The organism is Marinomonas colpomeniae (assembly GCF_014803385.1).
GTDB lineage: Bacteria > Pseudomonadota > Gammaproteobacteria > Pseudomonadales > Marinomonadaceae > Marinomonas > Marinomonas colpomeniae.
Genome location: NZ_JACYFC010000002.1, coordinates 109,420 through 130,064 on the forward strand (window position 1 = coordinate 109,420; position 20,645 = coordinate 130,064).

General features: G+C 40.3%; 16 protein-coding genes. 10 read left to right on the forward strand and 6 right to left on the reverse strand.

Annotation, left to right across the window (positions count from 1 at the left end):
- Positions 1-24 precede the first annotated feature (24 nt).
- Positions 25-990 carry an NADPH:quinone reductase gene (locus IF202_RS05725; protein WP_191593935.1) on the forward strand — a complete coding sequence of 322 codons (966 nt, stop codon included), beginning with the start codon at positions 25-27 and terminating at the stop codon, positions 988-990.
- A gap of 29 nt (positions 991-1,019) precedes the next feature.
- On the opposite strand, the gene IF202_RS05730 is transcribed toward IF202_RS05725, so the two are convergent.
- Positions 1,020-1,922 carry a LysR family transcriptional regulator gene (locus IF202_RS05730; protein ID WP_191593936.1) on the reverse strand — a complete coding sequence of 301 codons (903 nt, stop codon included), beginning with the start codon at positions 1,920-1,922 and terminating at the stop codon, positions 1,020-1,022.
- A gap of 328 nt (positions 1,923-2,250) precedes the next feature.
- Between IF202_RS05730 and IF202_RS05735 the strand changes: the two genes are divergently transcribed.
- The 7 genes from IF202_RS05735 (at position 2,251) to IF202_RS05765 (ending at position 11,666) form a co-directional block, all read left to right on the forward strand.
- The gene (locus IF202_RS05735) at positions 2,251-3,309 is read left to right on the forward strand and encodes a TRAP transporter substrate-binding protein (protein ID WP_328797203.1); all 1,059 of its coding nucleotides are present in this window, start codon (positions 2,251-2,253) and stop codon (positions 3,307-3,309) included.
- Between the two features lie 110 nt (positions 3,310-3,419).
- Positions 3,420-4,004 carry a TRAP transporter small permease subunit gene (locus IF202_RS05740; RefSeq protein ID WP_191593938.1) on the forward strand — a complete coding sequence of 195 codons (585 nt, stop codon included), beginning with the start codon at positions 3,420-3,422 and terminating at the stop codon, positions 4,002-4,004.
- A 59-nt stretch (positions 4,005-4,063) separates the two neighbouring features.
- Complete coding sequence (locus IF202_RS05745) at positions 4,064-5,386, forward strand: TRAP transporter large permease (RefSeq protein WP_191593939.1); 1,323 nt, start codon at positions 4,064-4,066, stop codon at positions 5,384-5,386.
- A gap of 48 nt (positions 5,387-5,434) precedes the next feature.
- On the forward strand, positions 5,435-6,700 hold the full coding sequence (locus IF202_RS05750) for an amidase family protein (protein WP_191593940.1): 1,266 nt from the start codon (positions 5,435-5,437) through the stop codon (positions 6,698-6,700).
- A gap of 127 nt (positions 6,701-6,827) precedes the next feature.
- On the forward strand, positions 6,828-7,601 hold the full coding sequence (locus IF202_RS05755; protein ID WP_191593941.1) for a helix-turn-helix domain-containing protein: 774 nt from the start codon (positions 6,828-6,830) through the stop codon (positions 7,599-7,601).
- Positions 7,602-7,847: 246 nt separating this feature from the next.
- Positions 7,848-10,970: a bifunctional proline dehydrogenase/L-glutamate gamma-semialdehyde dehydrogenase PutA gene (putA, locus tag IF202_RS05760; RefSeq protein WP_191593942.1), complete on the forward strand. Its 3,123-nt coding sequence runs from the start codon at positions 7,848-7,850 to the stop codon at positions 10,968-10,970.
- A 12-nt stretch (positions 10,971-10,982) separates the two neighbouring features.
- Positions 10,983-11,666, forward strand: coding sequence for a 1-pyrroline-5-carboxylate dehydrogenase (locus tag IF202_RS05765; RefSeq protein ID WP_191593943.1), 684 nt, complete (start codon positions 10,983-10,985; stop codon positions 11,664-11,666).
- A 63-nt stretch (positions 11,667-11,729) separates the two neighbouring features.
- Here the strand turns inward: IF202_RS05765 and IF202_RS05770 are convergent, their stop codons facing one another.
- From IF202_RS05770 to IF202_RS05790, 5 genes are all read right to left on the reverse strand, one after another.
- A complete protein-coding gene (locus IF202_RS05770) occupies positions 11,730-13,163 on the reverse strand; it encodes an aldehyde dehydrogenase family protein (RefSeq protein WP_191593944.1) in 1,434 nt (477 codons plus the stop codon).
- 46 nt (positions 13,164-13,209) lie between these two features.
- Positions 13,210-14,511 carry an NAD(P)/FAD-dependent oxidoreductase gene (locus IF202_RS05775; protein WP_191593945.1) on the reverse strand — a complete coding sequence of 434 codons (1,302 nt, stop codon included), beginning with the start codon at positions 14,509-14,511 and terminating at the stop codon, positions 13,210-13,212.
- Between the two features lie 27 nt (positions 14,512-14,538).
- Entirely contained in the window at positions 14,539-15,927 is a 1,389-nt protein-coding gene (locus IF202_RS05780) for an aspartate aminotransferase family protein (protein WP_191593946.1), read from the reverse strand.
- A 20-nt stretch (positions 15,928-15,947) separates the two neighbouring features.
- Positions 15,948-17,351, reverse strand: a complete 1,404-nt coding sequence (locus IF202_RS05785) for a glutamine synthetase family protein (protein WP_191593947.1) — start codon at positions 17,349-17,351, stop codon at positions 15,948-15,950.
- Positions 17,352-17,486: 135 nt separating this feature from the next.
- Positions 17,487-18,155, reverse strand: a complete 669-nt coding sequence (locus tag IF202_RS05790) for a GntR family transcriptional regulator (protein WP_206705402.1) — start codon at positions 18,153-18,155, stop codon at positions 17,487-17,489.
- A gap of 151 nt (positions 18,156-18,306) precedes the next feature.
- Here IF202_RS05790 and IF202_RS05795 point away from each other — a divergent pair, with 151 nt between their 5' ends.
- Together IF202_RS05795 and IF202_RS05800 are read left to right on the forward strand one after the other, a co-directional pair.
- Positions 18,307-19,398: a polyamine ABC transporter substrate-binding protein gene (locus IF202_RS05795; RefSeq protein ID WP_191593948.1), complete on the forward strand. Its 1,092-nt coding sequence runs from the start codon at positions 18,307-18,309 to the stop codon at positions 19,396-19,398.
- Between the two features lie 94 nt (positions 19,399-19,492).
- Complete coding sequence (locus IF202_RS05800; RefSeq protein WP_191593949.1) at positions 19,493-20,644, forward strand: ABC transporter ATP-binding protein; 1,152 nt, start codon at positions 19,493-19,495, stop codon at positions 20,642-20,644.
- Position 20,645 lies beyond the last annotated feature (1 nt).

Consider the following 20,645-nt stretch of genomic DNA (forward strand, 5'->3'; position numbering starts at 1 on the left):
TCATTACCGTTAGGGGCACACAATATGAAAGCAATGCAAATAAAAGCTTACGGCCCAGCCAGTGATCTTTCGCTGGTAGAAGCCAATACACCAAGTATTAATTCAGATCAAATTTTAGTGAAAGTAGGCGCCGCTGGCGTTAATCCAGTAGATACCTACATCCGTTCCGGCGCGAATAATTATAAAGCGACGTTTCCTCACACACCGGGTTCTGATGGTGCCGGTACCATTGTTGAACTAGGCGAGAATGTGACGGGATTTGACGTTGGCCAACGTGTGTATTTTAGCCGTAACCTAACGGGTTCTTCTGCTGAATTTGCGACTTGTGCGACCACTCATACCTACCCTTTAGCAGATGCTTTATCTTTTGAAGAAGGTGCCTGTGTTGGTGTTCCTTATACGACAGCGCATCGTGCCTTGTTTGGCCGAGCTCACGCGAAAACAGGTGACAAAGTATTGGTTCACGGTGCAACAGGTGCTGTGGGTATCGCAACAATTCAGTTAGCCTTGGCGGCTGGTATGGATGTGGTTGCCAGTGCAGGTACACCTGAAGGCGCAGAATTATTGCGTAACCAAGGTGTCGATACGGTTATCATGCACAACGAAACCGATCACCTTGCGCCTTATCAAACATTAGGCAATGCCGATGGTTTTGATATCATTATCGAAATGCTGGCTAACCATAACCTAGACCAAGACCTAAAAGCCTTAGCCTTTGGTGGCTGTGTTGCTGTAATTGGTAACCGTGGAACTGTGGAGATTAATCCAAGAGACTTAATGTCTCGCGATGCGTCTATTGTCGGTGTGGCCTTAGCGAATGTTAAACCAAGTGAATTAGCCTTGATTGCTAAAGCGTTGCGTCCTTTGTTTGAAAAAGGGGTGTTGAAGCCTGTCGTTCGTCATGCTTATGCGCTCACAGAATTGCCACAAGCCCATGAAGACGTTATGAAATCGGGTGCTTTAGGTAATTTGGTTATTCGTATTGCGTAGAAAAACTCAGTAATTCCAACTATAAAGGTCTAATCAAGAGTATTTTCCTGTGAAAATGCTTTTGATATAGACTTTGCCACTTCAACTATATTTGTGTTCATTGCCCCATCAGATAAGTTTTGCCAGCTGATTATTAACCGCAAAGGAGCAGGAGGTTTTACTCCTTTAAGCAGAACCAATTTGCCTTGCTCTAGGTCTTTAATAATCGCAGCAGCAGGAAGCGTTGCAACACCAAACCCTTGTTGAACAAGTTGACTTATAATAGCGATTGACGAAATACAATGCACTTTTAATGGCTTTAACCTTGCTTCTTGAAACATAGAAACAACGTTCAAATGAGGAAGAGAGCCTCGAGTAAATGTCATAATTTCTGCATTAGCAATATCGGTTAATTGCACTTCTTTATGTACAAAAGCGCTTCCTTCACAACAAACCCACCTGAAATCTAAAGGCTCTACTTCTGTGTTAATTACGGAACTGTCTAAAATGGGATCCGTTTGAATAATAATATCAAGCGCGCCTTTATTAAAAAGTGACTTTAAATGCACAGTGGTTTCTGTCGTTAGTTCAAATTCGATATTAGGATAAGTCAATTTCAACTGGCTTATAAACGCACCAAACCATGTATGCACGACAGACTCTATTACTCCTATCCTCACATTTCTGACGATGTCTGTATGATTTTTCAAGCAATCTATCAATGAACTCTCTGCCATCAATAGTCTTTCTGCTTTATCCAGTAGTAAACTGCCTTGATTTGTTAACGTTATTTCCCTTTTATCTCGATCAAATAATCGACACTCAAATTCAGTTTCTACCGAAGAAATCCGACTTGAAATAGTAGCCTGAGATACATTAAGTTTCTCTGCTGCGGCACGGAAACTTTGTAGTTTAGCAACCCAAAGAAAAGCTTCAATAAACCTAATATTCATAAAAAACCAGTATCTATACGCAATAAAAAATATACATTCTAAAAATGCAATAAGCCTCCCTTTATTGTGAACTATCACTCAAGATTATCAATCTATCAATTCATATTTATCGAGCTAAATGAGCAAAGTTTAAACCTATAATCACGAGGAAAAATCATTAAAAATGTAATCACTAATGATCAATATATATTGTTTGTTAATCCAATAAATAATCATTAATGTATTTTCAGCGCTAAAAAATATTTTTTGATTCATTTTTTTTTCATTATTCATGAAAAATTCTCCCTCTGACAAACGTGGAACTCATTTCCTCAAGGTAGGTATAACTGTGAAGAAAGCAATAATATCTTTATGTGTAGTATTTTTTACTGCAACCACTTCAATAGCAGCAGTAGCCGAAGATAAGGTTATTAAATGGCGATTAGCTGAAACATGGCCCGCAGGCTTACCTATATACAGCGAAGGAAGTCATGAATTTGCAGAAAAAGTAAAAGAAATGTCCAACGGTAGATTGATTATTTCTATTGATTCTGCAAATAAACACAAAGCACCGTTAGGTATTTTTGATTTAGTAAGATCAGGACAGTATGAAATGGGCCACTCTGCGTCCTATTACTGGAAAGGAAAGGACATCAATACCTTGTTCTTTACAACCATGCCATTTGGAATGATCACAGCAGAACGTTTTGCATGGTATTACTATGGTGGTGGTGCTGAACTCGCGAAAAAAGTATATGGAAAATATGGTATCACTCAATATCCAGGTGGTAATGGTGGCAACCAAATGGGTGGTTGGTTCAAAAAAGAAATAAATAGTATTGATGACATTAAAGGTCTAAAAATGCGAATCCCAGGTTTTGCGGGTGAAGTAATGGCTAAAGTTGGAGCCGCGGTTGTTAATATTCCACCAGGAGAGCTTTATACAGCGCTAGAACGCAATACAATCGATGCTCTTGAATGGGTTGGTCCAGCAATGGATTTACGCATGGGATTCCATAAGATAGCGCCTTATTACTACACAAGCTGGCATGAGCCAGGTTCTGGTTTACAGTATATGGTTAATGATAAAGCCTTTGCTAAACTACCAGATGACTTAAAAGGCATAGTAAAATCAGCCATGATGAGCTCTGCTTTCAGTATTTCTAATCGTATGACACACGAACATTCCGAGAATTGGGATAAGATTCAAAAAGAATATCCTAATATTGAAGTAAAGACATTTCCACCAGAAGTTATGTCAGCACTTAGAGCTGCAAATAGCGAGCTTATTGGAGAACTTGAGGACCAAGGTGGCTTAACGGCTGAAATCATTCAATCGCAAAGAGAGTATTTAAGAAAAGTGCGTACTTGGACAAATATTTCAGATAAAGCATACCTTAATAATTAATATCCAAAAAAAAGCACTCTTTATTAAAAATTCAGAGTGCTTTTTCTAATATAGAAATTAAATATATTTAATAACAACTAAAAAACTATGTTAATTATCAGGTATTTTCCATGCTATTAAAAATTGAAAATTCTATTAATAAATTAATAGACGCTGTTGGAGTAATTGCCGGCATGTTATTAATTATTTTAGTTTTAGTTATTTCATATAATGTAGTTGGCCGTTATGCATTCGGCATATCTTCAGTAGCCCTAGAAGAGTTTTCTTGGCACCTATATTCATCCCTATTTTTATTGGGAATTTCCTATGCATTAAGAACGGAATCCCATGTTCGTGTTGATATTATTTTCGAAAACCTGTCCATCAAAACGCAGTCAATCATCAATGTAGTAGGTTCATTGGTTGCTTTGTTTCCTTTGTGTTTGATTGTTATCTATTACGGATGGGGCTTCATGATGGATTCCTATCAATTAGGTTCGCATCCTGACACTATTTCTGGGTGGTTACAGCAGTTTTTCACAACAGGAATTGGCGAGAAAAGCTCAGATCCTGGAGGACTATTAAACCGCTTTATTATTAGAGGTATGATTCCTTTATCCTTTTTATTACTGGCACTCAGTACTGTGTCTTTTTTCCTTAAAAACTTAAATATTCTAATGGGTCAGAGCAAAGAAGAATCAGGCGTGACCCCTTAAGAAATTTTATTTATTTTCATTAAAAAACATCTATAAAAAATTACATTTAAGGTTTAAAAATGATTGGGATTTCTATTTTTGTATTAGCGCTGGTTATGCTGTTATTCGGCTTTCCTGTAGCATTTACCTTCTCCAGTGTTGGCATCATATTTATTGTTTTCTTCTCGGAACCGGATCAGTTAGCTCAGATACCTTATCGAATTTTCTCAAACATGGGTGAAAGCGGTGGTGGCACAGTATTAATGGCCATACCTCTCTTCATTTTTATGGGGTTAATTCTGCAGCGCACGAAACTAGCAGAGCAACTATTGGAATCGATGGGACGCTTATTTGGTTCGGTTCGTGGTGGTTTGGCTATTTCGACTGTTTTAGTCGGCTCACTACTTGCGGCTTCTACGGGAGTTGTTGGTGCCAGTGTTGTTGCTATGGGCCTAATTTCTATGCCAATAATGCTACGCTATGGCTACAGTAAATCTCTATCAGCTGGCACTATCTGTGCTTCTGGTACGCTTGGACAATTAATCCCCCCATCCATTGTACTGATTGTATTGGGTGACGTATTAAATATACCCGTAGGAGATTTATTTCAAGCAGCAATTAAACCAGGTCTAGTATTAATCGGTTGTTATATTGCTTACATTGTAATTTATTGCCTTATTAATCCTGAATCAGCGCCACCCATTCCACTGGAAAATGAAAATACATCTCGCTCAAAAGTCATTATTGATGCCGCAACAGCAGTCATTCCTCCATTAATGTTAATTTTGATTGTACTAGGATCAATATTTTTTGGTATCGCGACACCAACAGAGTCTTCTGCTATTGGTTGTTTAGGCGCAACTATTTTGGCTGTTGCCTATCAGAAATTTTCTTTTAATATGATATGGGAAAGTTCTAAAGAAACATTAAAAATTACAGCGATGGTATTTGCAGTCATTATAGGCGCATCTATCTTTTCTATGGGCTTTTCTTACACTGGTGGAGAAGAAGAAGTCGCAGATTTATTATTAAGTATTCCTGGAGAAAAATGGGGATTTTTAATATTCACAATGGCACTAATAATGCTTTTAGGATTTTTCTTAGACTACATCGAAATTTCTTATATCGTTTTACCTTTAGTATACGTTGCTGTTGAAGCGCTACAGATTAATCCAGTTTGGTTTGCTATCTTAATCGCAATGAACTTACAGACTTCTTTTTTAACACCACCTTTTGGGTTTGCTTTATTTTATTTGAAAGGAATAGCTCCCAAAGGAGTGACAACTTTAGACATATATAAAGGTGTTATACCTTTTATTTTCATTCAAATAGCCGTACTAGCATCCATGTTATTTTTCCCAGAAATATATGGCCTAAGCTCTGAAGCACCTAAATTATGGTGATTTTTCATTTTCAAATTAATTATTAACCTAATGCTTGGGGATTTTATAATGAATAATAAAAAAACTTCCTTTCCTTGGGAGAACCGCAATATAACAGAGCAATTGGCTAAGTCATATGCCTTAATTAAGGCTAAAGGTCATTTTGTTTTTACTCAAATTTTTGATGTGAAAACAGAGCAGGCTGATAAGAATAGGCCATTAGACAATGCATTGGTTAGTATTAAAGATTTAATTAATGTCGCTGGCTATAAAACGAAAGCAGGATCGAAATTTTTAGAGGCTACAGATATAGCGACACAAGATGCCGTTGCTGTACAAAAGTTACGTGCGGCAGGTGCGACATTGTTAGGTCATACTAATATGACGGAATTGGCCTTCTCAGGGCTAGGGATTAACCCTCATTACGGAACGCCAGAAACGCCCTTGTATAAAGGCTGTATTGCTGGCGGATCAAGCAGTGGCGGAGCAGTATCTGTTGCGTTAGGTATTGTAGACATTGCTTTAGGTACAGATACAGGTGGATCATTACGTATTCCAGCGGCTTTTTGTGGTGTCACTGGGTTTAAACCCTCTCAAAATAGTGTCTCACGAGAAGGCTGCTTACCTTTATCATTTAGCCTAGATAGCATTGGCCCGATTGCTCATAACGTTTCTGAGTGTGAGTATGTTTGGCAAATTTTATCGGATGTTAAAACATCTAGTTCGGTGGCAAAACAAGCTAAATTGGTTGTCCCAACCAACTTTGGCTTTGACGACTTAGATATAGAAGTCAAAAATGCTTTTCAAGCAATGAAGCTTCAATTAATGCAAACTGAAGGCATCACAATAGAAGAAAAGCACCTTTCATTTTTAGACGATTATAAAACGTTACCGATTTGGCATTTTGCAGCATTCGAGGCAAAACATTATTATGAAGAAAGGTTCCATTTCCAATGGGAGCAGCTTGACCCTAGAGTCGCCTCCCGATTAAAAAGAGCAGATCACTTACAGGATAGTGATTTTAAAGCGACAAAGGTTAAGCAAGAGGCATTAATTCATCGCTATGCGGAAGAAGAAAATAACGATATTTTGTTATTACCCACTGTCGCTATCTTACCTCCAAGGTTAAGTACAATAGAATCAAATGATGATTACGATCGCATCAATAACTTGTGTTTACGTAACACCAGCCTAGCGAATGTTTTAGATGGTTGCAGTATCTCTATACCTTATCAGCATCAAGGAAATCATATTGGTGTCATGCTGATCGCTGCAAACGGAGATGATACAAAGCTCCTTAGCATTGCAAAAAAACTGGAACTCAGTTTTAAGTAACCCTATTAATATTAACGATTCCAAACAGATTAAAACGTAATATTATTTGGAATTATCGCCCCCTCTCTACTCAATTACACATAAGGTGATTATACTAATAACAACCATTTACACTTAAAGGCGCATTTTGACTCACCTTGACTCTGATGTTTTCAGCTTGCCAAGCGAAGCCGATACCCATGATCACGATTACCATCAATTGGTTGTTGTGCTTGATGGTAATACCGATTTCGATATACAAGGCAAAGGCAAACAGCTGCATTCTGGCGAAGGCTGTATTCTTCCTTCGGAGAACAGTCATGCGTTTGCAGGTCTGGGGGAAAATCAAATCATGGTGGTGAATCTTCCTATTCCACCACAAAAAGCGATCACCGATGAAGAATACGAAATAGTCTCTCGCTTATTCGATCAAGCCGCTTACTTTCAGTTAACGCCACGGTTACAAGTATTGGCGTCGGCGTTGTCTGGTGAATTACAACAATATCCAGATGACACGACGCTCGCTCGCGCCTGTGGCAACACATTGCTTAGCGCCATTCGCCATCAGATCAATAACAAAGACGTCCGCACCCGTGGTAATCAGCTTGATATAGACAAGTTAGATCAATTTATTGAGCTCAACTTATCACGTCGTGTGCACATCGATCAGCTCGCTAATTTTTGTTTTTTGAGTGTCAGTCAATTTCATGAGCGATTTAAAGATAAAACAGGCATCACTCCTCACCAGTATTTGATGCGTAAACGCTTAGAGCGCGCACAAAATTTACTGCAAGAAGGCTTCCCACCTATTCAAGTGGCAGAGATGTGCGGTTTTTCAAGTCAAAGCGCTATGACGACACTTTTCTCACAAGCTCTTGGGATCACGCCACTCAAATATCAGAAACAATTTGGTACCCGTTAAGCCTATATCACTAATCTACTGAAGCGCCCTATTGATGGGCATTACCAAGGTTTTTCGCACGACAATTAAACACTCATAAATTTATTGTTAAATTCGTACATTAAGCCAGACTTTCTTATAAAAAAAACCGACGTTTCCGAAAGACACTTTATCCCCTCTGTCACTAAAGTGGCTGCATTATTTACAACCATATACAGCCTTAATAAAAAGCCATGCTGCTTTTTATATTACGCGGGAGAGTCAACCATGTTTAAAGCGATTGAGGTGTTACAGCCTAACTTTATTGAGCGTCCATTGAATGAGTTATGGCAACTTATTTCTCCCCTTTATAAGGCAGATGAAGAAAGCTGGTTGAAAGAGCTTTTGCCTTTAGCAAAGCCAACAGACCAAGAGTTAAAAGAGCAAACTGATTCAGCCATTCAACTAATTACCCAAGTGCGCAAAGACGACGACAGCATGTCGATGATTGACGCTCTCTTATTAGAATACAGTTTGGATACTAAAGAAGGCATTTTGCTAATGTGCCTTGCCGAAGCGTTAATGCGTGTTCCAGACAAAGAAACTGCCGATGCTTTTATCAAAGACCGTTTAAGTGTTGCAGATTGGGCTTCTCACGCAAAAAATTCAGATTCATTCTTCGTTAATGCTTCTACTTGGGGATTATTGCTAACAGGCAAAATCGTCACTATGGATGAAAACAAAGATGGCACGCCAGCCAATCTTGTCAATCGCATGGTCAATCGTGTATCGGAGCCAGTAATTCGCAAAGCGATGAATCAAGCAATGAAGATCATGGGACACCAGTTTGTACTGGGTCGTGATATCAAAGAGGCTTTATCTCGAGGCAAAGGTTATCGTGACAAAGGTTACACCTACTCTTTCGACATGTTAGGTGAAGCAGCATTAACGTCTGACGACGCGGTAAAATATCTACTGTCTTATGAAAAAGCCATCGAATCTGTAGGTAAAGATACTTACAGCCAAAAGCATCGCCCGACCATTTCCATTAAGCTTTCCGCTTTACATCCTCGCTATGAAGTAGGTTGTGAAGAGCGTGTCATGACAGAGCTTTTCACCAGCGTAAAAGGCTTAATCACTAAAGCGCGTGCGCTTAACGTTGGTATTACCATAGATGCCGAAGAAGCAGACCGTCTGGAACTCTCTCTAAACCTCTTTGAGAAGCTTTTCCGTGATGAATCCACTTCCGGTTGGGGTTTATTTGGTTTGGTTGTACAAGCTTACTCAAAACGTGCCCTACCTGTTTTGGCGTGGCTTGCCGCATTGGCAAAAGAACACGGTGACCGCATTCCTGTTCGTCTTGTTAAAGGCGCTTACTGGGATTCAGAAATTAAACTATGCCAGCAACGTGGCATTAATGGTTACCCAGTTTACACACGCAAAGAATCGACTGATGTATCTTACCTTGCCTGTGCAAATTTCCTATTAAGCGAGCACACTCGCGCTAATATATTCCCTCAATTTGCCAGCCATAACGCTCATACTATTGCGACGATTAGCTGCTTAGCTAAGCAGCTAGGTGCGACGTCAGAAGAGTTTGAGTTCCAACGTTTGCATGGAATGGGTGACGCACTTTATAACCACTTAATAAAAGAAAATGATATCTGTGTCCGTATCTACGCACCTGTTGGTAGCCATAAGGACTTACTACCTTACTTGGTTCGTCGCCTTCTAGAAAATGGCGCAAACAGCTCTTTCGTACATCGTTTGATTGATGCGAGCTACCCAATTACAGACTTGGTTGATCATCCTGTTACTACGTTAGAAAGCCGTAAATCATTAGCAAATCCACACATTAATTTACCGGGTAATCTGTTCGACGATCGCAAAAATTCTTTTGGCCCTAATATCGAAATTGAATCTGAATGGACTCCATTCAAAGCTAAAATCGATAGTTTCATGGGACAAGACAAGCAATGGCGTGCTTATCCAATTGTTGGTGGGGAAAAAGTCGAAACAGGTAACACCCATTTAGTACAAAGCCCTTACGATCACAGTCAAACAGCAGGTCAACTTGATTGGGCGGATGCTAATACTGTCAGTAAAGCCATTGATCTTGCACAGGCCGCATTTCCAGCTTGGTCTGCACATTCAGCATCAGAGCGTGCTGATTGCTTAGACCGTACTGCAGATTTGATGGAAGATAACTACGCTGAACTGATTGCACTCTGCCATCGCGAAGCCGGTAAAACCATTCAAGACAGCATAGATGAAGTTCGTGAAGCGGTGGATTTTTGTCGTTACTATGCACAACAAGCTCGCAGTCATTTTGCGGCACCAACGACCTACATCGATTTCTTAGGTCAGGACAAACAAGCACAACTTAAAGGCCGTGGTGTTTTTACTTGTATCAGCCCTTGGAACTTTCCATTGGCTATTTTTGCAGGTCAAATCGTTGCAGCACTGGTTGTTGGTAATACGGTTATTGCTAAACCAGCCGAACAGACTAGCTTAATCGCCATGCGTGCCATTGAATTGATGCATCAAGCAGGCATACCAACGGATGCACTTCACCTTCTTCCTGGTGACGGCGCGACTGTCGGCGCACCGTTAACCAGCGATAAACGTATCGCAGGTTTGGCGTTTACAGGTTCTACTGGTACCGCACAATTAATCAACCGAACGTTGGCTGCTCGTGGTGTTGCACCGGTTCCTGTGATTGCAGAAACGGGTGGTCAAAATGCCATGTTGGTAGATTCCACATCATTACCAGAACAAGTAGTTCGTGATGCTGTTCATTCGGCTTTCGCATCAGCAGGTCAGCGTTGCTCGGCATTACGTGTTTTGTTTGTTCAAGCAGACATTGCGGATCGTGTTATTCCTATGATCAGAGGTGCGATGCAAGAACAAAGTGTTGGTTTGCCTTACTTACACAGCACTGACGTAGGTCCTGTGATCGATAAAAAAGCACAAACTATACTGTTAGAACACATTGAACACATGAAATCAGTTGGCACATTAATCGCTCAATCTGCATTACCTGATTTTGCAGATAAGGGCACCTTCGTTGCACCAACCGCGTTTGAAATAAGCAGTATTGACCAATTAACCGACGAGAAATTCGGCCCTATTTTGCATGTAATTCGCTATAAAGCACGTGATCTGGACAAAATAATCGACACAATTAATTGCTCAGGCTTTGGTTTGACTATGGGTGTTCATAGCCGTAACGAAACTACCTGCGCGCGCATTGCAAACAGAGCTCGCGTCGGTAACTTGTACATTAACCGAGACCAAGTTGGTGCCGTCGTCGGCGTTCAGCCTTTTGGTGGACAAGGTTTGTCTGGCACAGGTCCTAAAGCTGGCGGCCCACACTACCTACAACGCTTTGCCATTGAGCAAGACCTTTAAGGAGATAAGATAATGACAATCGTACAACCTATCCAAGTTAAGGTCGCTCAAGCTACTTTTGAAGAATGGGATACACTCGGTGTAAACGGCCGCGCAGAAAAACTGCAGAAAAGCCTTTCATCGTTTACGGATGAACAGCAAAAAATGGCCTCTTGGCAAATAGAAAATGCCAAAAAATCCATTGCAGAAACACGAGTAATGCCAGGGCCAACAGGCGAACGAAATGAGCTTTCTAGCCAAGGCCGCGGCCCATTTCTTTGCACTTCATTCTTTGAGAATGACAAAGTAACAACAGGGTTAGTTGGACAAGTTTTTACCGCTTTAATAGCTGGAAACCCAGTGATTACTGTCGGCCAAGCAGGCCAAGACATCATGGATAAAATCACTCCATATGTTGCAGAAGGTGTGATCCAGAACATCGCTGATTCAGCACTGGATTCTTTGATTGAAGCAGATCACCTTGCTGGTGTGGCTACATTGTGTGATGACACACAAGCACAACAGTTAAGCCAACGACTTGCGGCTAAACAAGGGCTTATCTGCCAATTGATAGAAGAAACAGATATAGAGCAGCTAAGCACCATTGCTAAGCCACATTACATACTACGTTTTGTGACGGAACGTACAGTGTCGAATAACACGACGGCGATTGGCGGTAATGCGACCTTGCTTGAATTGGGTAGCATGGACGATTAGACATAAAAAAAAGAGCCAAATACAGATCAGAAATGCACCTGTATTTGGCTCTATTAGATAGCGTTATTTAGGGTAAGATACTGCTTTTACTTCGCAAAAATCTTCTAGCCCTAATAGACCACCTTCACGACCATTTCCTGATAGTTTATAACCACCAAATGGGGAAGCATAGCCAATATCGGTACCATTAATTCGAACCATTCCCGCACGTAAAGAACGCATAACAGACTTCGCTTTTTCAACATCACCTGCTTGAATAAAAGCGGCTAAGCCATAAGGCGTGTCATTAGCGATAGCAATGGCTTCTTCCTCATTTTTATAAGGAATCATTACCAAGACAGGACCAAATACTTCCTCTCGAGCAATCTCCATATCATTATTTACATTAATAAAGATTGTTGGCTTCACAAAGTAGCCCGTCTCAAAACCTTCTGGCTTACCAAGGCCACCAACAAGAACATCAGCACCTTCTTTTATACCGATTTCAATTAATGCTTGAACCTTATTGAACTGCATTTCTGAAGCAAGTGGGCCAATATGGCCACCTTTTTGGCTAGGTGATCCGACTTTAGTTTCAAGCGCGATGGTGGCTGCGATGGCAATCGCTTCTTCATATTGGCTTTCATGAATCAACATACGAGTCGGTGCGTTACAGCTCTGACCAGTATTCTGGAAACAGTGTTTGATGCCTCGCGAAATAGCCGCAGTAAGATCCGCATCAGGAAGAATAATATTCGGTGATTTTCCACCTAATTCTAATGTCACTTTCTTAACAGTATCAGCAGCATCTTTGGTAATTAATGTTCCTGCACGAGTCGAGCCAGTAAACGACATCATTTGAACATCTTCATGATTTGAAAGCGTAGAACCAACAATCGCACCTTCACCATTCACTAGATTAAAAACACCAGCTGGAACACCTGCTTCATCTAAAATTTCTGCAAATAATAGTGCATTAAGTGGTGTTACTTCCGATGGTTTTAAAACCATGGTGCAACCAACAGCAAGCGCTGGAAATACTTTCAATGCAATCTGGTTCATAGGCCAGTTCCAAGGTGTAATCAGTCCACACACACCTATTGCATCACGAATAATTAAATCACCTTCACTGTTCGTTTCTTCAAAATCAAAGGCTTTTAATGTCTTTATAGTTGCCTTTAAATGCCCTGAGCCCACTACCGTTTGTGCATTTATACTAAGAGAAATAGGAGAACCTAATTCCGCTGTAATAATCTGCGACATTTCATCAGAGCGACGCTCATAAACTTCCAGTATTTTTTCTAAAAGTGCTAAACGTTCTTCTTTAGTCGTTTTTGAGAAATGCTTAAAGGCTTCTTTTGCAGCCGCAACGGCGTTATCCACATCTTTAGCAGAGCCCATCGCAATAGAAGCAATACTCTTCTCTGTTTCTGGGTTAATAACATCTAATGTGTCTGTCCCATCAGGTTGTACCCAAGAGCCATTAATATAAAATTTGTTAGTGTGTAAATGATTCATTACTTACTCTTATTTTTCAGTGTTTAGATTCAGAAATTGAAATGAATTACAGTTTATCAAGCATGCTATACCAGAGCATAGCCGACACCAATAAAGGTTGTCTCAGTAACACACCGCCAGGAAAAGTAGCAGAAGGCAGCTGCGCCATGAAGTCGAATGTTGTCGCTTGGATCGAAATGGTTTCCGCTGCCATTTTTCCAGCTAATGTCGCCATTGCAATACCATGTCCAGAAAAGCCAGCAACTGACAATATATTATTATCCACACGCTCAAAATGAGGTAGACGAGACATAGTAATACCTAATGTTCCACCCCATGCATAATCAATGCGAGTGTCTTTAAGATTTGGGAAAATTTCCAACATAGGTTTACGAGTCTTCGCCTTTATATCCGCTGGGAATTTATAACCATAGGACTCACCACCCCCAAACAATAATCTATTATCTTCTGACAAACGGAAGTAATTAATAACAAATCGACTGTCAGCTACACCATAGTTATTGCGAATAAGTGATTGCGCCAAATCGTCACTTAAGGGCTCTGTCGCACAAATAAAGTTATTAATTGGCATCACATTAGAAACCAAAGAAGGGTCAATATTATTATGATAACCATTAAGGCCAAATACAGCGTATTTTGCTTTAACAACGGCTTTGTCTGTCTGGATTTTAACCTCATCGCCCTTGGTATATTGGGTCATACGAGATTGTTCGTATATTGTCACGCCAGAGTTCTCTACTAGTTTCACAAGTGCAAAGACATACAGTAATGGGTTTATATGACCACTGCCTAAATCTAAGCACCCTGAATGGTAATCAGGAGAACCTATTTCTTCTTTAATGGCTGTTTCGTCTAAAAATCGAAATTGGTCATAGCCATACACTCTGCTCATGTGCTCAACAAAATGCTCAGTTTCTTTTGTATAACGCTGCCTGTGATTAGCATGAATAATGCCATTAACAAATTTGCAGTCGGCTTCAGATTCACTGATTAAATCTTTTACCAATTGAACCGATTCAAGACTCATATCCCATAAGGTTTGAGCTTGCTCCATACCGACTTTTTTTTCTAGTTCGATCTGCTCTACTCGTTGGCCTGTACCGACTTGGCCTCCGTTACGACCTGATGCACCAGAACCAAGTCTGTTTGCTTCCAACAAGACAACATTCATCCCTTGACGAGCTAAATGCAATGCCGCAGATAAACCTGAAAAACCACCACCAACAACACAAACATCCGCGCTGATTTCACCCTCAGCTTGAGGGTATGAATCAGGTAATTTTGCGGTTCCAGCATAATAAGAGTTTGGGTATTTACCAATCTCGTCATTGATTGTCAAAATATCCATTAATATGCTGTCTCGTTAATAGGTGAATTAAGCCTCATTCCATAACCCTTGGCTCTTAACTTGTTCGTAGGCTTCATCAATAGACTTCCAGGCACGCTCAATCAGTAAATCGATTTCACTTTCGGTAATAATAAGCGGTGGAGAAACAATCATTCTATCGCCCACATGTCGCATCACTAAGTTATTGGAGAAGCAACGCTCACGACAAATAAGTCCTACGGTTCCAGCTTCTGAAGCAAATTTAGCCCGGCTTTCTTTATTTGGCGTTAATACCAAGGAAGCAACCAAACCTTTGCTATTGGCAGAACCAACCATTGGATGTTCACTTAAACTGGCCCACTTTTTAGCGAAGTATGAACTTAAGGTGTCACTGACACGATCGACAATCCCTTCTTCATCTAAAATGCGTAGATTCTCTAACGCTACTGCAGCAGATACAGGATGTGCAGAATAAGTGTAGCCATGATTAAAATCACCAGCATTCTTAATAACTTCGGCAACTTCATCACTAATCAAGGAACCACCGATAGGTGCGTAACCTGAAGATAATCCTTTTGCTATCGTCATTACATCAGGTTTAAGGTTATAAACCTGTGTAGCAAACCACTCACCAGTACGCCCAAAGCCACAAATCACTTCATCTGCAATGAACAATATTTCGTATTTATTTAAAATCCGCTGTACTTCTGGCCAATAGCTATCTGGAGGGATAATAACGCCTCCAGCACCTTGAATAGGCTCAGCAATAAACGCAGCAACATTTTCTTCACCGACTTCCAGAATTTTTGCTTCTAGCTCGCGAGCTCGCGCAAGGCCAAACTCTTCAGGCGTCATATCTCCGCCTTCGCTCCACCAGTCAGGCTGATTGATATGCTCAATACCGAAAATAGGTAAAGCACCTTGCTTATGCATGCTTTTCATACCGCCAAGCGAAGCGGCTGCGACAGTTGAGCCGTGATAAGCATTCCATCGAGAGATAATAATTTGTTTATTAGGCTTACCTTTAGCAGCCCAATAGTGTCGCACTAATCGTAAGTTAGTATCATTGGCTTCAGAGCCTGAACCACTAAAAAAGACATGATTCAAATCACCTGGTGCCAGTTCAGCCAATCGTTTTGATAGTTGAATCGCAGGAACATGAGATGTTTGAAAGAAGGTATTATAGTAAGGAAGCTCTAACATCTGTTGAGCAGCAACGTCGGCTAATTCTTTACGTCCATAACCAATAGCAACACACCACAAGCCTGCCATGCCGTCTAATAACGTATTACCTTCACTGTCTTTAAGAAAAACACCATCGGCACTGGTAATAATTCGAGTGCCTATTTCGGCAAGCTGCTTCCCATCTGTAAATGGGTGAATATGGTGAGCAGCATCAATACGTTGTAAATTTTCAGTAGAATCAATTGATTTCATATCAAAAACCTTAAGTTAAACTAGACATTAAGCATTAAATGCTCACGTTCCCAAGTAGAGATTTCACGACGGAATTCATCTAACTCAGCATTTTTAATGGCCGCGAAAAGGCTACAAAAAGATTCACCTAAAACCTCTCTCATCTCTTTTGCATCATTGAACTTTGCCAATGCTTCTGCTGCGCCTTCAGGTAAAACAGCCTCTACGGCTAGATCTTCACCTTCGCCCTCTGCACTCCAAATTTCACCGTCGGCTTCTGGTCTAGGTTCAATCTTATTTACTAGTCCTAAATAACCTGCCGCAAGACTGGCAGCAATGGCCAAATAAGGATTCGCATCTATCCCAGTGACTCTGTTTTCAACTCGTCGATCTTCTGGCCCAGAAATAGGAATACGTAACCCTGTAGTTCGGTTATCCCATGACCATTCCAAATTATCTGGAGCGGCTTCACCACCAATTAAACGACGATAACTATTAACATAAGGAGCTAATAGCGGAACAATTTCTAAAAGGTGAGTTTGTGAGCCACCAATAAAATGAAAAAACTCTGGCGTAACGTTTCCTTCAGCATCAGAGAAAATATTCTTGCCTGTTTTAATATCGATAATGCTTTGGTGAATATGCATCGCTGAGCCAGGCTCATCACGCATAGGCTTCGCCATAAACGTTGCAAAAATACCATTTTTTAAAGCGGCTTCTTTTATCGCTCGCTTAAAGTAAAAAACCTGATCTGCCAAGGCTAATGGGTCGCCATGCAATAAGTTAATCTCAATCTGGCCAGCGCCGCCTTCATGTATCAAGGTATCAATACCTAAGCCTTGCGCTTCGGCAAAATCATAAATGGTGTCAATTACTGAGCCGTATTCGTCCACGGCAACCATAGAGTAAGCTTGACGCCCAGCTCCCGGCCTGCCTGTACGCCCGACAGGAGGCTCAATCGGTTCATTAGGATCTGTATTCGGTTTGGTTAAATAAAATTCCAATTCAGGCGCGATGATTGGTTTCAAGCCTTTTTCTTCGTAAAGAGATAGCACACGTTTTAGAACGTTTCGAGGCGATATATCAACCGGGTCACCATTTTGATCTTTTAAATCACAAATAACTTGTAACGTTAAATCATCAGCCCAAGGAACAACGGAAGCAGTACTCATGTCTGGATGAAGCACCATGTCTTTTTCAGTCCATTGGTCCTTTATCTCTTCAAGCTCAACATAATCACCTGTAATCGTCTGATAAAATAGCGACACAGGCAGGAAGAAAGTAGCATCAGGAGAGAACTTGTAGCAGGGCATCGACTTACCCCGAGACAAGCCAACTATGTCAGGAATAATACACTCGACTTCTTCAATTCGTTTACCTTGCCTAATATTTTGAAACGCTTCAGGCAAGTCCGCCAACCAACTCTGGTTATTTTGCTTAATCACAAATCACCTATTTAGAAATTACTTAAATTGCATATTTATTTTAAAAAATCTGCACTAAAAACTCTCAAACTAAGAGCTAACGTTGCCTAATAGAATATGATCAAAAAAAATAATGTCAATGCGATTTGATCAAATTTATTGTTTTTCAGACTCTTTAAGTATGATTTTGAGGCTATCAACCCCTTGTAAAATATCATCATAGATGGCTTTTTCTGCTTGTTCTGCATCATTGTTACGCAAACCATCTAACGCAATCTGATGGGTATCAGGCAGGTTTTGAGTGCCAATTCGTCCGCAGATCACTCGCATAGAAGGCCCAGTCTTTAACCACAAACGCTCAATAATTGATAACAATTCAGGCTTATTTGCTTGACGATAAATGGCCATATGAAAGCGATGATTTTGAATCAAATAATCTCTGACGTTACCGTGTGACACAGCAGAATTGACGGCCTGATCAATTATATTTAACTCATTAATTTTACTAGCCGACATGTTCTCTGTAGCCCAGTAAGCGAGCTTAGGTTCTATAGCACAGCGGGCAAATGCTAATTCTTCTAATGCACTTATCGTCAATAAAGGAACACATACTCGACGATTTCCTAGAAACTCCAATGCACCTTCGGTCGTTAATCGCCGAATAGCTTCTCGAGCTGGGGTCATTCCCACACCTAGTACATTCGTTAGCCCTTGAATAGTTACCGCTTCTCCAGGGGTCAGCTCTCCAAACAGAATCATGTCTCGTACACGTTGATAAACATGTAAGTGAACCGGCTGCTTAAGATTATCAGCATCTATGCTCAATTTTTACTCCAGCTATAATCAATAAAATATAAACAATATTGTAATAGATGATCATAGGAATTTCATCTTGCAATATTATATACAATTTGATCAAATGTTTTCAGTTCATGATTTTTGATAAGTTTTTATTAACTCTTGAGGCATTAACGATATGAAGTATTCTGGAAAAGGTTTTGCATCCCTCGCTTTAGTAGCGCTATCTAGCACGACAGCGCTTGCTGAAGAAGTTCATGTTTACAATTGGTCAGATTATATAGATACCGCTCTGTTGGAAAAATTTGAAAAAGAGACTGGAATTGACATAATTTATGATGTTTTCGATAGTAATGAAGTACTTGAAACGAAGCTTTTAGCCGGAAAAACTGGATATGATATTGTTGTTCCAACCGCTGATTTCTTATCTCGACAAATTATTGCAGGCGCCTTTCAACCGCTAGACTTTAGCAAGCTACCAAATTCAAAAAACCTTTGGGACGTTGTTCAAGCTCGTATTGAGCCATATGACCCAGGCAATAAATATTCTATCAATTACATGTGGGGAACCACAGGTATCGGCGTCAATGTAAACAAAGTGAAAGAGGTTCTTGGTGAAGATGCCCCTATCGATAGCCTAGATCTAATATTCAACAAAAAGAATATGGAAAAACTTGCTCAGTGTGGCGTGATGTTCCTTGATGCACCTACTGAAGTTATCCCTGCAGCGCTTGCCTATATTGGTGAAGACCCAGATTCAAAAGATACTAAGGTAATAGCAAAAGCAGAAAAAATATTATCAGATATCAAACCTTACGTAAGTAAGTTTCACAGTTCTGAATATATTAACAGCCTAGCAAACGGCGAAATCTGCGTCGCTTTTGCTTGGTCAGGTGATTTACTTCAAGCAAGAGACCGTGCCGATGAAGCGGATAATGGTGTTGAAATTGCCTACAACATCCCTAAAGAAGGCGCTCTTATGTGGTTTGACCAAATAGCGATTCCAGCTGATGCCCCAAATTCTGAAGCCGCTCATAAGTTTATTAACTTTATATTGGACGCTGAAAATATGGCAGCGGCATCGAACTACGTGTATTACGCAAATGGTAACCTTGCATCGCAAGAATACTTAGAAGAAGACGTTATCGGAGACCCTGCAATTTATCCTGATAAGGCAACACTTGATAACCTTTATACACTAACAACTTACCAACCAAAGGTTCAGCGTTTTGTAAACCGTCTTTGGACAAAAATAAAGTCAGGAATCTAATACTTTCTACAATGTAGGATCAAGCCTTTCTTACGAGGTTTGATCCTACAAAACACTAAAAGTAATTAGAATCTAGGCGAAATAGGTATTCTTGATGACCCAAGCAAAACAAACCACGAATGTATTTAGCCCTTGGCTTAACCGAGACAATAAGCCTCTAATAAAGTTTGAGAACATTACCAAAAAATTTGGTGATTTTACGGCTGTAGAAAATTTTAATTTAGAGATTTATGAAAAGGAATTTTTTGCATTACTAGGTTCTTCAGGCGGAGGTAAGAGTACTGTATTACGCATGCTTGCGGGATTTGAACAACCTACCAGCGGTAAAATTTGGTTGGACGGCGAAGAAATTAGTAACACGCCACCTAATGAACGTCCTATCAACATGATGTTCCAAAGTTATGCGTTATTTCCTCACCTTAATGTCTGGGACAACATTGCTTTCGGTTTAAAACGTACTAAAAAAAGAATGGCGTCTAGTGATATCAAAGCACGTGTTGAAGAAATGCTACGTCTAACACAGCTCGAAAAATTTGCTAGTCGTAAACCTCATCAAATATCAGGTGGACAACGACAGCGAGTGGCTCTTGCACGCTCACTTGCGAGAGAGCCAAGACTGTTATTACTCGATGAGCCTCTTGGCGCCTTGGATAAGAAACTTCGTCAAGAAACACAATTTGAGTTGATGGACATTCAAGAAAAAACAGGAACCACCTTTGTTATCGTGACCCACGACCAAGAAGAAGCAATGACAATGGCTTCCCGTGTCGCCGTAATGGACAATGGTAAATTACTGCAAGTTGATACACCGAATAATGTTTATGAAGCGCCTAACTCAACATATGTAGCTAATTTTATTGGCGATATAAACATCATTGAAGGTGAAGCCAAAATTGATGCTGAAGGACTACTTTCTATACATTATTCAGAAACCGCAGCACCTATCCAAACAGAAAATACCAACAACCAGATTCATGACGGACAAAGTGTTTCTTTTGCAGTAAGACCTGAAAAAATTTGGATAGCAAAAGAACAAGATGTCTCTTTACCAAATAACGTTAAAGGACTGATTGTCGATATTGCTTATTTAGGAAACCTGTCTATTTATCATATTAAACTAGAATCTGGGCAGGTAATTTCTGCTCAAATGACCAATATTTTACGTACAGGTCAGCAAGAATTTACCTGGGATGATGAAGTATGGCTTAACTGGAACGATACAGCAGGTATCGTGCTAACGCGGTAAT

Bases quoted from the DNA above. Each gene is read 5' to 3' on its own strand.
- IF202_RS05725 (WP_191593935.1), top strand. From the start codon at position 25: ATGAAAGCAATGCAAATAAAAGCTTACGGCCCAGCCAGTGATCTTTCG.
- IF202_RS05730 (WP_191593936.1), bottom strand. From the start codon at position 1,922: ATGAATATTAGGTTTATTGAAGCTTTTCTTTGGGTTGCTAAACTACAA.
- IF202_RS05740 (WP_191593938.1), top strand. From the start codon at position 3,420: ATGCTATTAAAAATTGAAAATTCTATTAATAAATTAATAGACGCTGTT.
- IF202_RS05745 (WP_191593939.1), top strand. From the start codon at position 4,064: ATGATTGGGATTTCTATTTTTGTATTAGCGCTGGTTATGCTGTTATTC.
- IF202_RS05750 (WP_191593940.1), top strand. From the start codon at position 5,435: ATGAATAATAAAAAAACTTCCTTTCCTTGGGAGAACCGCAATATAACA.
- putA (WP_191593942.1), top strand. From the start codon at position 7,848: ATGTTTAAAGCGATTGAGGTGTTACAGCCTAACTTTATTGAGCGTCCA.
- IF202_RS05765 (WP_191593943.1), top strand. From the start codon at position 10,983: ATGACAATCGTACAACCTATCCAAGTTAAGGTCGCTCAAGCTACTTTT.
- IF202_RS05770 (WP_191593944.1), bottom strand. From the start codon at position 13,163: ATGAATCATTTACACACTAACAAATTTTATATTAATGGCTCTTGGGTA.
- IF202_RS05775 (WP_191593945.1), bottom strand. From the start codon at position 14,511: ATGGATATTTTGACAATCAATGACGAGATTGGTAAATACCCAAACTCT.
- IF202_RS05780 (WP_191593946.1), bottom strand. From the start codon at position 15,927: ATGAAATCAATTGATTCTACTGAAAATTTACAACGTATTGATGCTGCT.
- IF202_RS05795 (WP_191593948.1), top strand. From the start codon at position 18,307: ATGAAGTATTCTGGAAAAGGTTTTGCATCCCTCGCTTTAGTAGCGCTA.
- IF202_RS05800 (WP_191593949.1), top strand. From the start codon at position 19,493: ATGACCCAAGCAAAACAAACCACGAATGTATTTAGCCCTTGGCTTAAC.